At 57.0% G+C, this 14990-nt stretch carries 13 protein-coding genes; 11 read left to right on the top strand and 2 right to left on the bottom strand.

Features of this window, described 5'->3' with window-relative positions; translation table 11 throughout:
• The first annotated feature begins 2 nt into the window (after window positions 1-2).
• From mltG to GJU83_RS02160, 5 genes are all read left to right on the top strand, one after another.
• The gene (gene mltG, locus GJU83_RS02180) at window positions 3-1067 is read left to right on the top strand and encodes an endolytic transglycosylase MltG (protein WP_069183281.1); all 1065 of its coding nucleotides are present in this window, start codon (window positions 3-5) and stop codon (window positions 1065-1067) included.
• The gene (gene tmk / locus GJU83_RS02175) at window positions 1064-1696 is read left to right on the top strand and encodes a dTMP kinase (protein WP_069183282.1); all 633 of its coding nucleotides are present in this window, start codon (window positions 1064-1066) and stop codon (window positions 1694-1696) included. The genes mltG and tmk overlap by 4 nt, the downstream gene beginning before the upstream one ends.
• Before the next feature lie 113 nt (window positions 1697-1809).
• A complete protein-coding gene (locus tag GJU83_RS02170; RefSeq protein ID WP_069183283.1) occupies window positions 1810-2589 on the top strand; it encodes a helix-turn-helix transcriptional regulator in 780 nt (259 codons plus the stop codon).
• Between the two features lie 291 nt (window positions 2590-2880).
• Window positions 2881-4371 carry a sodium/proline symporter PutP gene (putP, locus tag GJU83_RS02165; protein WP_069183284.1) on the top strand — a complete coding sequence of 497 codons (1491 nt, stop codon included), beginning with the start codon at window positions 2881-2883 and terminating at the stop codon, window positions 4369-4371.
• Window positions 4372-4497: 126 nt separating this feature from the next.
• Window positions 4498-5244: a sulfite exporter TauE/SafE family protein gene (locus tag GJU83_RS02160; RefSeq protein WP_153633564.1), complete on the top strand. Its 747-nt coding sequence runs from the start codon at window positions 4498-4500 to the stop codon at window positions 5242-5244.
• Between the two features lie 90 nt (window positions 5245-5334).
• Here GJU83_RS02160 and GJU83_RS02155 read toward each other — a convergent pair whose 3' ends face one another.
• On the bottom strand, window positions 5335-7929 hold the full coding sequence (locus GJU83_RS02155; protein WP_069183680.1) for a bifunctional aconitate hydratase 2/2-methylisocitrate dehydratase: 2595 nt from the start codon (window positions 7927-7929) through the stop codon (window positions 5335-5337).
• Window positions 7930-8186: 257 nt separating this feature from the next.
• Between GJU83_RS02155 and GJU83_RS02150 the strand changes: the two genes are divergently transcribed.
• A complete protein-coding gene (locus tag GJU83_RS02150) occupies window positions 8187-8795 on the top strand; it encodes a MiaE family protein (RefSeq protein WP_153633563.1) in 609 nt (202 codons plus the stop codon).
• Here the strand turns inward: GJU83_RS02150 and GJU83_RS02145 are convergent.
• A complete protein-coding gene (locus GJU83_RS02145; protein WP_136631971.1) occupies window positions 8787-9671 on the bottom strand; it encodes a LysR family transcriptional regulator in 885 nt (294 codons plus the stop codon). The genes GJU83_RS02150 and GJU83_RS02145 overlap by 9 nt on opposite strands.
• A gap of 145 nt (window positions 9672-9816) precedes the next feature.
• On the opposite strand from GJU83_RS02145, the gene GJU83_RS02140 reads away from it, so the two are divergent.
• The 5 genes from GJU83_RS02140 (at window position 9817) to GJU83_RS02120 (ending at window position 14950) form a co-directional block, all read left to right on the top strand.
• Window positions 9817-10587, top strand: coding sequence for a ferredoxin--NADP reductase (locus tag GJU83_RS02140; protein ID WP_069183288.1), 771 nt, complete (start codon window positions 9817-9819; stop codon window positions 10585-10587).
• Window positions 10588-10702: 115 nt separating this feature from the next.
• Window positions 10703-12283: a PQQ-dependent sugar dehydrogenase gene (locus GJU83_RS02135; protein ID WP_153633562.1), complete on the top strand. Its 1581-nt coding sequence runs from the start codon at window positions 10703-10705 to the stop codon at window positions 12281-12283.
• A gap of 67 nt (window positions 12284-12350) precedes the next feature.
• The gene (locus GJU83_RS02130; protein WP_069183289.1) at window positions 12351-12743 is read left to right on the top strand and encodes an acyl-CoA thioesterase; all 393 of its coding nucleotides are present in this window, start codon (window positions 12351-12353) and stop codon (window positions 12741-12743) included.
• A 33-nt stretch (window positions 12744-12776) separates the two neighbouring features.
• Entirely contained in the window at window positions 12777-13664 is an 888-nt protein-coding gene (locus tag GJU83_RS02125) for a hypothetical protein (protein WP_153633561.1), read from the top strand.
• A 260-nt stretch (window positions 13665-13924) separates the two neighbouring features.
• Window positions 13925-14950: an amino acid ABC transporter substrate-binding protein gene (locus GJU83_RS02120; RefSeq protein WP_069183291.1), complete on the top strand. Its 1026-nt coding sequence runs from the start codon at window positions 13925-13927 to the stop codon at window positions 14948-14950.
• Window positions 14951-14990 lie beyond the last annotated feature (40 nt).

The following is a 14990-nucleotide window of genomic DNA, read 5'->3' as shown; positions in this document are numbered from 1 at the left end:
GTTTGCTCAAGAAGTTATTGCTTGCGTGCGTTTGTGTCGCCGTCCTTGCCTCGGCAGGAACTGGTCTCTGGGTGTGGCAGGGTCTGCAAGGCCTGAACAAGCCGGTGATGCTCGAAGAGCCGCTGCTTTTTAACGTTCCCCAGGGCAGTTCTTTTATTGAAGTAGTTGGCCGACTTGAGTCTAAAGGACTGGTTTCAGACCGGTTGTGGCTCAGGCTCTATGGTCGGCTTGAGCCTGGACAAACCAGGATCAAGGCTGGCGAGTACGAATTTGTCGACGGCATGAGCCCCAGGGACATGATCGGTGCCATGGTGTCCGGCGATACCAAACACTGGTATGTGCAGTTTATCGAGGGTTGGACATTCAAGGATATGCGAGCAGCACTGGCCCGGGCCGAGCGGCTGGAGAAAGTGACCGGCCAGTGGACCACTGAGCAGATCATGGCGGCTGTTGGCGCCGAAGGCGAGCATCCCGAGGGTCGGTTCTTTCCCGATACCTACGCTTTCACCAGTAGCGAATCGGATCTTGATCTTCTGAAGCGGGCCTTCAACCGGATGGAAACCGTATTGGCCGAAGAGTGGGCAGCGCGGGAAGAAGGGCTCCCTTACGACACTCCCTATGAAGCTTTGATCATGGCCTCGATCGTGGAGCGCGAAACCGGAGCGCCCCATGAGCGGGATCAGGTTGCGGGCGTATTTGTTCGTCGTCTTCAGAAGGGGATGCGGCTGCAAACCGATCCCACGGTCATTTACGGCATGGGTGACAGCTATCAGGGCAGGATTGGTCGTAAGGATCTGCGTACCTATACGCCTTACAACACATACCGAATCAATGGATTACCTCCCACGCCCATAGCCCTCCCGGGGCGTGAATCCATTCACGCAGCGCTACACCCGGACAAAGGCGATGCACTTTACTTCGTCGCCCGGGGTGATGGCACCCACAAGTTCTCTCGCACACTCTCGGAGCACCAGAAGGCGGTGCGAGAGTTTCAGCTAAACCGACGTGAGGATTACCGTTCCTCGCCGGCACCACAGGATGCCGATTCTGATGAGGATGCCGGATGACGGCGCGGGGACAGTTCATAACATTTGAGGGCACCGAGGGCGTTGGCAAGTCGACCCAGTTGACCAACGCCGCCAGCACACTGGATCAGATGGGTGTTGATTATATTGTTACCCGTGAGCCAGGAGGCACGCCCATGGCTGAGGCCATCCGCGAGCTCCTACTGGCACCCCGGGACGAGCCGGTGAATGAAATTACCGAGCTGCTGCTGATGTTCGCGGCCAGAGCGCAGCATCTCCACACGCGGATCCTTCCAGCGTTGGAGCGAGGCCAGTGGGTCCTGTGCGACCGTTTTACCGATGCGACCTTTGCCTATCAGGGTGGTGGTCGGGGCGTTCCCGAAGAACGAATCGCCTTGCTTGAAACCCTTGTTCAGGGTGACATTCGTCCGGACCACGTTATCGTTCTGGATGCCCCCGTGGACACAGGCATGGCCCGAGCTCGCAAGCGGGGTGAACTGGATCGCTTTGAACAGGAAGATCTGGATTTTTTCCAGCGAATCAGGGATGCCTATCTTGCCAGGGCGACGGCACAGCCCGCCAGGTATCACGTGATTGATGCCGCTCGTCCGCTCTCAGAGGTGTCTGATCAGGTGTCGGGCCTTTTGAACCGGTGGGTCAATGGTCAATAGTTTCAAGTCCGACAAATGCTCTGGTTTTGCCGCCGTTTTTGTTCCATTCGTGCACTTTCTGTAATGTTCTGCTTTAATTGAGGAACATTCTCAGTTAAACGCTGGCAGTTTTAATGGTTAACGCGAAACTTCTGAAGCTTCCCACGGCCGCGCATCAGCACTGGCATGAGCACCACCAGATTGTCATCGGGGTGCGTGGAGAAGCCGAGTTGAGCGTTGATGGAGCAGGGGCCTACCTGGACACCTGGCGGGCTTATCTGGTGCCTACGGAGGCCCGACACGATTATCGTGGTAATGACAAGAACCATGTTCTGGTCATCAATCTGGATCCGCTTGCACCCGCCGTTAATTCTCCGGCTCACGCCGACTATGAGCGCATGATGCGGGTCTTTGAAAAGCCGCGAACCTTGCAAATGGATAGTCGCCTGCACGGTCTTGTCCAGTTCGCCGCCGGCGAGTTTGATCGCGCGCCCAATCATGTAACGCTCCAGCAGCACCTGGCTTCCAGCATTCTTTACTGCATGGCTGACCGGATCACGGATGGCCAGTCCTTCACGTCAAACCGGAATGCGATTAGCCCTGATGCAATCCGCCGCTTCATCCTCAGAAATCTCCATAAGAAGATCACCGTTGAAGACATGGCTGGAGAGGTTTGCCTCAGTGTCAGCCGGTTCCATGAGGTGTTCAGGGACCTGGCAGGCATAACGCCGCACCAGTTTCTGTTACAGACGCGCCTGGATCAGGCGGCGCACCTTCTTGCAACAACGACCCTTACCGTGTCTGAAATCAGTTATCGAACCGGTTTCTCGTCGCAAAGCGCGCTGACAAATGCCTTGCGGAAATACAAGGGGACCACGCCGTCACGATTACAGGTTGGCGAGCGTGTGGCCTGATTTGGCCCCTCAGTTCATTAGTCCCGTAGGATTGTGCAAAAGAATCGTAGGATTTCGTAAGCCTGAAATCCGCACTAATACTAACTTATAGCGACTGAAGCCCGGTGCGGGGTGAGAGTCGCAAATGCCCTTTGCGCACTCAGGTTCAGGGAATTACCACAAGGAAAAATCCCTGCTTCAATTGAGATGGAATTCGGGAACAAAAGAAGAATAGTGCAGCGAGTTGGCAGAAGGTCAGCCATGTGCTTTGCGAGCGGATCTATTCCGACTCATTAAACCGGAGGAGCCCTTATGGCTATTGGTGTTTGGATCAGTCTATTTGCTTACTTTGCGCTCATGATCGCCATTGGCGTTTATGCCATGCGCAGAGCTACTTCTTCATCCGAGGACTATATGTTGGGCGGTCGAGCCCTCAGTCCGAAGGTGGCTGCGCTTTCAGCTGGCGCTTCTGATATGAGTGGCTGGTTGCTTCTGGGTCTGCCAGGGGCGCTGTTTGCTTCCGGTCTCGGATCGGCCTGGATCGGTATTGGCCTGCTCGTGGGGGCATTCTTTAACTGGACGCTGGTTGCGCCACGGCTTCGTGAGCAGACCGTTCACTACGGAAATGCCATTACCATTCCCTCGTTCCTGGCGAATCGCTTCCCGACGCAGGCACTTTCCCTCAGAACAGTATCTGCGATCGTCATTGTTATCTTTTTCGCAGTGTACACGGCGTCAGGTCTGGTTGCCGGTGGCAAGCTGTTCGAAAGCGCGTTCTCCGGGATTTTCAACTTCGGTGGCTTGAGTGATTACGCAGTTGGTATCGTCATTACCCTGGGCGTGGTTCTGGCCTATACCGTGGTAGGTGGTTTCCTGGCCGTGAGCATGACGGACTTTGTGCAGGGCTGCATCATGATGCTGGCGCTGGTGATCATGCCGGCCGTTGTGCTGTTTGGCGAAGGCGGCGGTGGTTTTGCTCAGGCGTCACAAACTTTGAATGAAGTCGATCCGACGCTTCTGTCCTGGACGGAAGGCCTGACCTTCATAGGTTGGCTGTCTGCGGTTACCTGGGGTTTGGGTTACTTTGGTCAGCCCCATATCATCGTGCGTTTTATGGCCATCCGTACCCTGAAGGATGTACCGATTGCCCGGAACATCGGCATGAGCTGGATGCTGATCTCCCTGATCGGTGCGATCTCACTGGGTGTCTTTGGTCGCGCCTACGCCATTCGCAATGGTATGGACATCCAGGATCCTGAGACCATCTTTATCATTCTGTCCGATATGCTGTTCCATCCCCTGATTACTGGCTTCCTGTATGCAGCCTTGTTGGCGGCGGTTATGAGTACAATTTCCAGTCAGCTGCTGGTGTCTTCCTCCTCGCTGACAGAAGACTTCTATCGTCTGTTCCTGCGTAAGGAAGCAACTGATAAGGAATGCGTGAATATTGGCAGGGTGTGCGTTGTCCTCGTCGGTCTGGTCGCAGCCTTTATCGCCTCCAATCCGGACTCTCAGGTTCTTGCGCTGGTTGCCAACGCATGGGCAGGCTTTGGTGCTGCATTTGGCCCGCTGATCATCCTGTCACTGATGTGGCCGCGCACCAATGGTGCAGGCGCGATTGCGGGTATGGTTGTCGGTGCAGCCACGGTCATTATCTGGATCTCCCTGGGCTGGAACGGCTCGTTCATGGGTGGCCCGGGTGTCTATGAAATTATTCCGGGCTTCATTGCGGCATTCATCGCAATCCTGGTAGTGAGCTCGGTAACCGCCGATGCCGGTGAGTACCAGCACATCGGACGGTAAAAAAACGCGGGAAAAGCGTTGTCAGAAGTGAAAAGGGCTCCTTCGGGAGTCCTTTTTTTAGTCATAATGATTCCTGATCGAGGGGGGGTACTGTCGTATCCCCCAAGCTTGGATGGAGCGCGCTGAGTGACTGTTCTGGAAATCGGGGCTTTGCTGACGATCGGCGGCATTGCCGGGTTTATTAATGTTCTCTCAGCCGGCGGTTCCATGCTGACCCTGCCCCTGTTGATGTTTCTCGGTTTGCCGCCCCAGGTGGCCAACGGCACGAACCGGGTGGCGATAACCTTGCAGAGTGTCACTGCGGTAGGCAGCTTCTACCGCATGGGGCATGGCAACCTTGTTGTCAGCCTGCACCTGGCGATTCCAGCGGTTCTGGGCTCTCTTGTGGGTGCCTGGGTCGCTACCTGGGTTTCCGATACGGTGTTCGAATGGGTGCTCGTGGCGGCCATGATTTGCGCCTCTGTCTTCATGCTGTTGCCGCAGCCCGTTCTCAATACCCGTCCGTTGACGCCTGAGCGCCTGGGTCCGGCTGTCTACCTGGCGATGTTCGTGGTTGGCATGTACGGCGGATTCATTCAGGTTGGTGTCGGAGTGCTTTTCCTTGTGGTGCTTTACCACATGCTCAAGATCGACCTGCGCCAGGTGAACGTTCTCAAGGTCTCGATCGTGCTGCCATTTACTTTTGCAGCACTGGTAGTGTTCGCCCTTAACGATCAGGTGCGCTGGGGCGTGGGCCTGACCCTGGCACTGGGCAACGTTACCGGTGCGTTTATCGCTACCCGGGTCAATATGAGCAAACGCGGCGCACGTTGGATCAAGGGGATTACCCTCGTTATGGTGGCTGCGATTCTGGTGAGGCTTATTATCGACTGAGTATGTGGGCGTCCCGGGTATGTAAGCAGGCATAAAAAACGCCAGCCCGAGGGCTGGCGTTTTTGTGGAGCTAGACCTGAAGGTCAGCGCTTAGGCAACGTTCGCCTCGGCAGCCTTCTTGGTGTAGTTCTCCATCTGGTCGAAGTTGAGATACTTGTAGATCTCTTTCGACATGCTGTTCAGGTCCTTGGCGTACTCCATGTACTCCGCAGGGGAGGGGAGTTTGCCCAGAACCGCACCCACAGCTGCCAGTTCCGCAGAGGTCAGGTACACGTTGGCACCATCACCGAGGCGGTTCGGGAAGTTACGGGTGGACGTGGACAGAACCGTCGACTTCGGTGCTACACGCGCCTGGTTACCCATGCACAGGGAGCAGCCCGGCATTTCGGTGCGAACACCGGCAGTGCCGTAGGTGTTGAAGTAGCCTTCTTCCATCAGCTGGGCCTGATCCATCTTGGTCGGCGGAGACATCCACAGGCGGGTGCTCAGCGGACCCTTGTGCTGTTCAAGTAGCTTACCAGCGGCACGGAAGTGACCGATGTTGGTCATGCAGGAACCGATGAAGACTTCGTCCACCTTGTCGCCTGCCACTTCGGACAGGAACTTGGCGTCGTCCGGGTCGTTCGGGCAGCATACGATCGGCTCTTTGATGTCAGCCAGGTCGATCTCGATAACGTGGGCGTACTCGGCATCTTTGTCGGCACGCATCAGCTTCGGATCAGCCAGCCACTCTTCCATCTGCTGGGCGCGACGCTCCAGGGTACGCGGGTCGCCGTAACCTTCGGCAATCATCCAGCGCAGCATGGTGATGTTGGAGCGCAGGTACTCGGCTACGGAGTCTTCAGACAGGTTGATGGTACAACCGGCTGCGGAGCGCTCGGCAGAGGCATCAGACAGTTCGAACGCCTGCTCAACGGTCAGGTGCTCAAGGCCTTCGATTTCCAGGATGCGACCGGAGAACTCGTTGATCTTGCCTTTCTTCTCAACGGTCAGCATGCCCTGCTTGATGCCGTACAGCGGAATGGCGTGTACCAGGTCGCGCAGGGTGATGCCGGGCTGCATTTCGCCCTTGAAGCGAACCAGAACAGACTCCGGCATATCCAGCGGCATTACGCCGGTGGCAGCGGCAAACGCAACCAGGCCGGAACCGGCCGGGAAGGAGATGCCCATCGGGAAACGGGTGTGGGAGTCACCACCGGTGCCGACGGTGTCCGGCAGCAGCATGCGGTTCAGCCAGGAGTGGATGATGCCGTCGCCCGGGCGCAGGGAAACACCGCCACGGGTGCGGATGAAGTCCGGCATGGTGTGCTGCATTTCCACGTCAACCGGCTTCGGGTAGGCAGCGGTGTGACAGAAGGACTGCATAACCAGATCAGCCTGGAAGCCCAGACATGCCAGATCTTTCAGCTCGTCCCGGGTCATCGGGCCGGTGGTGTCCTGGGAACCTACGGTGGTCATGTGCGGCTCGCAGTAGGTGTTCGGACGAACGCCTTTGCCTTCTTCCAGGCCACAGGCCTTACCGACCATCTTCTGGGCCAGGGTGAAGCCCTTGGTGCCGGCTTCGGGATCTTTCGGCAGGCGGAACAGGTCGGTCGCGCCCATGCCCAGTGCTGTACGAGCCTTGGCAGTCAGGCCACGGCCAATGATCAGGGGGATACGGCCGCCGGCCTGAACTTCGTCCAGGATCACATCAGACTTGAACTTGAACTCGGAGATGGTTTCACCGGCTTCGTTCAGGATCTTGCCTTCGTACGGACGGATCTCGATCACGTCGCCCATGTTCATGTTGTCAACGGGAGCCTCGAAAACCAGGGCGCCGGCGTCTTCCATGGTGTTGAAGAAGATCGGAGCAACCTTGTTACCGATACAGACACCACCGGCACGCTTGTTGGGCACGCCCGGGATGTCTTCACCGAAGAACCACAGAACAGAGTTGGTGGCGGACTTACGGGAAGAACCGGTACCGACAACATCACCAACAAAGGCAACGGGCAGGCCCTTGGACTTGATTTCGTCGATCTGGCTCATGGGGCCGGTAACGCCGGGCTCTTCCGGCTTCAGGCCGTCGCGCTCCATTTTGTAGGCAGCGCGGGCGTGCAGAGGGATGTCCGGGCGGGACCAGGCATCCGGAGCCGGTGACAGATCGTCGGTGTTGGTTTCGCCAGTAACCTTGAACACCACCATCTTGGTGCTCTCGGGTACCTTCTTCTTGTTGGTGAACCACTCGCCGTTGGCCCAGGATTCAATGACTGCCTTGGCAACGGGGTTGCCTGCGTCCATCTTTTCCTTCACGTCGTTGAAGGCGTCGAACATCAGCAGGGTACGCTTGAGCTGTTCACCGGCCAGTTCGGCCAGTTCGGAGTCATCCAGAAGGTCGACCAGAGTCGCGATGTTATAGCCACCCTGCATCATGCCCAGCAGCTTGACCGCTGTCTGCTTGTCCAGCAGCGGAGAAGACGCTTCGCCTTTCACAATGGCGGTCAGGAAAGCGGCCTTCACGTAGGCGGCTTCATCCACACCTGGCGGCACACGGTTTTCCAGGAGATACACCAGGGTATCTTCCTCGCCGGCCGGCGGGTTTTTCAGCAGATCGACCAGAGCAGCGGTTTGCTCGGCGTTCAGGGGCTTGGGAGGAATACCCAGGGCTTCACGTTCAGCAACGTGTTCACGATAGGCTTCTAACACGATATGGACCCTCATCAGTTGGAATGTCCCGCGCCGTTGGCTTCATGCCTTGGCGGGCGGTTTTTGGCGGAAAGGCCGCAGGAGCCTCTGAATAATGCCTCAAATCACCGATGGGGTTTCAGGGTTTATTCAGAGACTCCTCAATCTGGCGCTGCATTCTATAGGAAACCCCTTATAAAGTTAAGTTGGACAGAGGTCGGAGGAATCTGTTAAGTGCGCTATACTCGCCCGCCGCCAATTAACCAATGTGCTTAGCCATGAACGACGCCCTGCAAGAGATTCACAACTTCCTGCCGTGCCGGACCCCGCAACAATGGATCGACAACGCCCTGGCGAATCAGGATCTGATGCTGATTGATCACGCCCACTGCGAGAAAAAGGCCGCCTCCACAGCTCTGAGTCTGATGTACCGTTATGTCGACAACACCGACCTGTTGAACAAGATGTCCCGGCTGGCCCGTGAGGAGCTGAGGCATTTCGAGCAGGTGCTGGCGATCATGAAAAAGCGGGGCGTGGAGTATTGTCACCTGACGCCGGCCCGCTACGCTGCCGGTTTGAGACAGGCAGTTCGCACCGAAGATCCCGGACGTCTGGTGGATGTGTTGATCGTGGGCGCTATTATCGAAGCGCGCTCCTGCGAACGTTTCGCTGCCCTGGCGCCATTTCTGGATGAGAAGCTGGCGGACTTCTACACCAGCCTGCTGAAATCCGAAGCCCGACATTATCAGGATTATCTGTCTTTGGCCGAGCAGGCTGCCGGTGAGCCTATCGAGGCGCGGGTGGCAGAATTTCTGGCGCTTGAGAAAGCGCTGGTCGAAGAGCCGGATACGGAGTTCCGGTTCCACAGCGGGCCGGTCTCAGCGTAGCTGCCGGCACAGCTCTATCCAGGCATCAATGCCGGCGCTGCGGTATTTCTGCTTGTGCAGAATAAAATAGAACTGGCGATCAAATCGTCGGTGTTCCGGGACCGTCAGCGGCACCAGGCTGCCCCGCTTGAACGCGTCTGCCAGCACCACTTCAGACAGGCAGCCAATGCCCAGGTCCGCCTCTACGGCGCGCTTGATGGCTTCAGTGTGTTCCAGTTCCAGCAGCACGTTCAGATCCGGCAGCAGGCCGTGCATGCCTCTCTCAAAGCTCTGACGGGTTCCTGACCCTGGCTCCCGCATGATCCAGGTGGCGCTGCGCAGGTCCTCGTCGGAGAGAGACTTCTTGCCGGCAAGAGGATGGCTCGGAGAGCAGAACACCACCAGCTCATCGCCTCGCCAGGGCAACACATCCAGCTCAGGTGACTGTAATTCGCCTTCAATCAACCCGATGTCTAACTCAAAGTCCTTGACTCGTCTGGCAATGGTGCTTGTGTTGGCCACTTCCAGAGAGACTCTGGGGTGTGTAGGGGTATTCATGTATTGGGCCATGACACCCACGGCCAGATAGTTTCCGATAGTAAGCGTGGCACCTACTTTGAGCGCACCCACTTCCGTGTGCTTGCTGAAGGCCTGTTCCAGTTCGTTCGCCTGGGCCAGGACGGCTTCCACCTTGGGGCGGTAAAGCCGCCCGAGTTCGTTTAACTGAAGCCGTTTGCCAACGCGATCGAACAGCTGGATATCGAACTGATTCTCCAGTTCTTTCAGTGCACTACTGGCTGCTGACTGCGACATGGCCAGCGATTCGGCGGCCCGGGTAATGTTCTGGAAGTGCGCCGCTGCAAGGAAAACCTCCAGCTGTCGGAAACTGTATTTCATAACTTTTCGCTCTTAATCGGCTCACTCGAATAAGGTTATGAGAATATCCCATTTTCCCGATAGGTTAGTGCCGGGTTAAACTGAGCGCAATCCAAAGTTAAATCATTCGCCGTAAAACAGCGTATCGAACAGGCAAGAGGTTTACATGAGCAACCTGATCAAAGAGAAAGTTACCAGCGTCCATCACTGGAACGATACCCTGTTCAGCTTCACCACAAGCCGTGATCCGGGCTTTCGTTTCAAAAACGGTCATTTCGTCATGATCGGTCTGGAGACCGAGGGCAAGCCGCTGATGCGCGCCTACAGTATTGCCAGTGCGAACTACGAGGAAGAGCTTGAGTTCTTCTCGATCAAGGTGCAGGACGGCCCACTCACATCCCGTCTACAGAAGATTCAGGTGGGCGACGAAATTCTGGTAAGCCGCAAACCAACGGGTACCCTGATTCTGGATAACCTGCTGCCGGGCAAGAACCTCTGGCTGATCAGCACCGGTACCGGGCTTGCCCCCTTCATGAGCATCATCAAGGATCCAGAGGTCTACGAGGCCTTCGATAAGGTGATCCTGACCCATGGCGTTCGTTACGTGTCCGAGCTGGCCTATCAGAAGGAAATTGAGGAATTGCCGGAGAACGAATACTTCGGCGAAATGGTCAAGGGCAAGCTGGTTTACTATCCCACCGTCACTCGCGAAGAGTTTCGCAACCGGGGCCGGCTGACCGATGCCATGGAAACCGGGAAGATTACCCGTGATCTGGACTTGCCGGACTTCGATCCGGAAAACGATCGGTTCATGATCTGCGGCAGCCCGAGCATGCTGAAGGACACCTGCGCCATCCTGAACAATATGGGTTTCAAGGAAGCCCGGGGCGGCGACATGGGGCATTACGTGATTGAACGGGCCTTTGTGGAGCAGTGAGTTTTCAGGGCCAGGCCGCCTTTGACAAAGCCGGAGCGTGATGCTCCGGCTTTTTTGTGTTTGTATCTGACAGAATTGGTCGTATAAACGGCAAACGGTTATGGAGGCGGACAAAATGGCGGGAATGCAGGGAACGAAGAAAAACGTCATCAGTTTCCTGGTGGCACTGGTGGTCGGAGTGGTTCTTGGTACAGTGGTTCAGACCCAGCTAAACCTCCTCGCCCTTCAGGCCATCGGGGTGGGGGTTGGATTTGACGCCCGCCTGTCCGCCACTGTGCATGATCTGGTTTCCTTCGCGCCGCTTTATGGAATCCTTTTTGGTGTTAGTTTCGTCGTTTCCCAGGTTGTCGCTACCGCTGTCTCGCGTTTCGTGGGGCGTGGGCTGCGGGTACCGCTGTTCGCACTGGCCGGGGCCTGCGGGCTGTGGGTGGCGCTGCTGACAGCCAATGCACTGGCCCCCATGCCTACGCTCATTGCGGCTACCCGGTCTGCGGGTGGGCTACTCGCGATGTTGCTAACGGCGGCGTTTGCGGGTGCATTGTTCGCCCGACTGACGGCCAGGCGGCATACCGGTGTCGTTGGTCATGCTCCGACGGTTATTCTTGCCTGTTGCCTGGCACTGGGCCTCGGGTCGCTGCCCGCGCCGGTGCAGGCCCAGTCTCCCGGCAACTACACCGTCGAGACATTAATCTCTGGGCTGGAGCATCCCTGGTCCCTGGCGTTTCTCCCTGAGGGTGGCGCCCTGGTAACGGAGCGGGCAGGGCGGTTACGGCGCATTTCAGGGGAGTGGGGGCTGGATCCCGAGCCGATTACAGGCGTGCCGACAGTTTTCAATGATGCTCAGGCTGGCCTTTTTGATGTCCTGCTGTCGCCGGATTTTGAGGCTGACCGGGCGGTATTTCTCGCCTACGCTTGCGGTACCGCCGCAGCCAATCACCTATGTGTTGCCCGTTGTCAGTTACAGGGAATGGCTCTGCACGACGTAGTCGAGATATTCCGGGCTCAACCTGCGAAGCAGGGCAGTGCCCACTATGGTGGCCGAATGGCGTGGCTTCCCGATGGTACGCTGATCGTCACCCTGGGAGATGGATTTGACTATCGCGAGCAGGCGCAGGACCTGTCCAGCCATCTTGGCAAGATTGTCCGCCTGAACCCGGATGGCACCGCGCCCGAAGACAATCCCTTCGTTGGCAGCCACGATGCTCTTCCGGAAATCTACAGTTACGGACACCGCAATGTGCAGGGGCTGGTCTACGATTCCGTTGATGGTTTGCTGATTGCCCACGAACACGGCCCACGTGGCGGGGATGAGGTCAACATCATCGAGCCGGGACACAACTATGGCTGGCCGGTGATCACTCATGGCATCGACTACACGGGAGCGATGATCACGCCCTTTGTTGAGCATGAGGGTATGGAGCAGCCGCTGCTGCACTGGACCCCTTCAATCGCGCCCTCAGGGATGACCCGCTACAGGGGCGAGCTGTTTCCGGACTGGCACGGCAACTTGCTTGTGGGCGCGCTCGCCGACAGAAGTGTGCATAGGGTGACGCTGGACGGACGGCAGGCCAACGATACGGAAACGATGTTCGAAGAGCTTGATGAGCGGATTCGGGATGTTGCCACGGGGCCTGACGGTGGGGTGTATCTGCTTACCGACAGCGCCGAAGGGCGAGTGCTGCGTATCGTGCCTTAGTCGGAGATCTGGGTCGTTTGCGTATGGCCGGTGTATAGTAGGCGGTTTTCAAAAGGGGGAAGCCGCCATGTTTCATCTGGAACTGGAACCACGTTTCAGCGATACCGATGCCCTTGGGCACATCAGCAATACCACTTTGCCGGTCTGGTTCGAGCAGGCCAGAACGCCGGTTTTCCGGATTTTTCATCCCACCCTTGAGGCGGAGACCTGGCCGCTGATCATTGCACGGCTGGAAATTGATCTGCTGGCCCAGAGCTACTGGCATATTCCGGTCAAGATCAAAACAGGCATTGGCAAGATTGGCAATTCCTCGTTCCATGTCGTTCAGGAAGCCTGGCAGGGCGACAAGCAGATTGCCCGGGGCGTCGCCGTGCTGATTCATTTCGATTACGAAACAGAGAAGGCCCTGCCAATTCCAGAGGACATCAAAGCAAGACTGGCTGAACATGCTGTAGAGTAATCGCCCGTAATTTTGAACCTACCGGAGGCGCTGGTGTTTGGTAAATCGTTTGCATTGCTTGGTCTGATCACGGTTTTCGCACTCGCTGGCTGTGATTCCGCGAACGAGACTACGGATCCCGTTCCTGAGACCCAGGATATGTCCGCGTCGGAGAGTCCTGATGTTGATGTTTCCCTGGCGCTGACCTCCGCCCAGTTAGACTGGGTGGGTCAGCAGATTTTCCGGAACGAATGCGCAGGTCGTTTCCAGTGCTTGGTCCACTGGAATGATGGTGAGGCCTTCCCGTCGCTCGGTATCGGACACTTTATCTGGTATCCGAAGGGTGTTGAGGGTCGGTTTGTCGAGAGCTTTCCCGCGCTGATGGAATACATGGAGCAACGACAAGTCAATATTCCCCAATGGCTGCGGGCTCTGGAGCCCTTCGATGCGCCCTGGAGCCGGAAAGCGGAATTCATGGCTGTCGACGACTCGCCCCGGCTCGCAGAACTACGCGAGTTTCTGGCGGGCACTCAGGGAATTCAGGCGGAATTCATATTCCGCCGGGCCAGGCAGTCGCTGGGGAAAATTGTTGAGGCCGCTCCGGACGAGCGAAAGTCAGAAGTGGCTAACAGGTTAAAAGCGCTCAGTCAGACGCCCGGCGGCGTCTATGCCATTATCGACTATGTGAATTTCAAGGGAGAGGGGCTTTCACCCAAGGAACGCTATAACGAGCAAGGCTGGGGGCTACTGCAGGTGCTACTGGCAATGTCTGGCTCCGCTGACCATAGTGCTCTCGTCCAGTTTCGGGAGGCGGCCGCTCAGGTGCTCACGCGCAGAGCTGAAAACGCAAAAGATCCCATCGAACGAGAGCGCTGGCTGCCAGGCTGGTTGAAACGCCTCGAAACCTATGAAGAGCCACCCGTCTTCAAAATTTCCGAATAAATTTGCATAAAAACTAGTTCATTTACCGAACCTTGTTCTACTTTTAAGGAGCACGGCTCCAATGCTGCCTTTTTCTGGCGCATGGAGTCGCAATGAGGGCACTGTATCAGTGCATGAAGCAGCGTCACCTCGTTCCAGATCTGTCTGTAACGCCCTGGTGGCGGATAAAAACAATACAAATCATGGGTTTAAGATGTATGGCTCGCAAATTGCTGAGTCCATGCGTCTCGAAAAACCAACTGATGTTCGGAGAAAAGACAATGAGAAAGACGAAATCGATTGCCCTGGGGATTGCTCTGGCCGTAGGTACCTTCTCGGCTACTGGTGCGATGGCCGCCACGACTCTGGAGAACGTCAAGGAGAAGGGGCACCTGCAGTGTGGTGTTACCACCGGTCTTCCGGGATTCTCCCAGCCTGATGAAAAAGGCAACTGGACCGGTATCGACGTTGATACCTGCCGCGCCGTAGCTGCAGCGATCTTTGGTGATGCCTCCGCAGTCGAATTTACGCCCCTCACTGCAAAAGAGCGTTTTACCGCACTGCAGTCCGGTGAAATCGACATGCTCTCCCGGAACACCACCTGGACGTTGACCCGTGACGCTTCGCTGGGTCTCAACTTCGCGGGCGTGAACTACTACGACGGCCAGGGTTTCCTGATCAACAAGGATATCGGGGTTACCGATGCAACCCAGCTTGACGGTGCCTCAATCTGTATCCAGGCGGGCACCACCACAGAACTCAATCTGTCCGACTACTTCCGTGCCAAGGGCATGGAATTCAAGCCGATCGTGTTCGACACATCCGAGCAAACCGTTCAGGGTTTCTCTGCGGGACGCTGCGACGTTCTGACGTCTGACCGCTCCCAGCTGGCGGCACTGCGCTCCAAACTGCCGGACCCGAGCGCGGCAACGATCCTCCCGAACACCATTTCCAAAGAGCCTCTCGGTCCGGTCGTCCGTCAGGGCGATGACCAGTGGTTCAACATCGTCAAGTGGGTGCTTTCAGTGCAGATCAACGCCGAAGAACTGGGCGTCACAAGCGCCAATGCTGACGACATGCTGAAGTCTGATAATCCGAACATTCAGCGCCTGCTGGGCACGGATGGCGACATGGGTGCCAAGCTTGGTCTGCCTGACGACTTCGGTCACAAGGTTGTGAAACTCGTGGGTAACTACGGCGAAATGTACGACCGCAATGTGGGTCCGGACACACCGCTCGGTCTGGATCGGGGTATCAACGCCCTGTGGACCGATGGCGGCATTATGTATGCCCCGCCAGTCCGGTAACACCTGAAAGCACACCGGGGCGCCTCGCAAGCGGCGCCCC

The sequence above is a fragment of the Marinobacter salsuginis genome (genome assembly GCF_009617755.1).
Classification (GTDB): Bacteria; Pseudomonadota; Gammaproteobacteria; order Pseudomonadales; family Oleiphilaceae; genus Marinobacter; species Marinobacter salsuginis.
Note: the sequence above shows the minus strand (reverse complement) of the source record. Positions and strands in the feature narration are given on the sequence as shown.

Bases quoted from the DNA above. Each gene is read 5' to 3' on its own strand.
- tmk (WP_069183282.1), top strand. From the start codon at position 1,064: ATGACGGCGCGGGGACAGTTCATAACATTTGAGGGCACCGAGGGCGTT.
- GJU83_RS02170 (WP_069183283.1), top strand. From the start codon at position 1,810: ATGGTTAACGCGAAACTTCTGAAGCTTCCCACGGCCGCGCATCAGCAC.
- putP (WP_069183284.1), top strand. From the start codon at position 2,881: ATGGCTATTGGTGTTTGGATCAGTCTATTTGCTTACTTTGCGCTCATG.
- GJU83_RS02150 (WP_153633563.1), top strand. From the start codon at position 8,187: ATGAACGACGCCCTGCAAGAGATTCACAACTTCCTGCCGTGCCGGACC.
- GJU83_RS02145 (WP_136631971.1), bottom strand. From the start codon at position 9,671: ATGAAATACAGTTTCCGACAGCTGGAGGTTTTCCTTGCAGCGGCGCAC.
- GJU83_RS02140 (WP_069183288.1), top strand. From the start codon at position 9,817: ATGAGCAACCTGATCAAAGAGAAAGTTACCAGCGTCCATCACTGGAAC.
- GJU83_RS02135 (WP_153633562.1), top strand. From the start codon at position 10,703: ATGGCGGGAATGCAGGGAACGAAGAAAAACGTCATCAGTTTCCTGGTG.
- GJU83_RS02130 (WP_069183289.1), top strand. From the start codon at position 12,351: ATGTTTCATCTGGAACTGGAACCACGTTTCAGCGATACCGATGCCCTT.
- GJU83_RS02120 (WP_069183291.1), top strand. From the start codon at position 13,925: ATGAGAAAGACGAAATCGATTGCCCTGGGGATTGCTCTGGCCGTAGGT.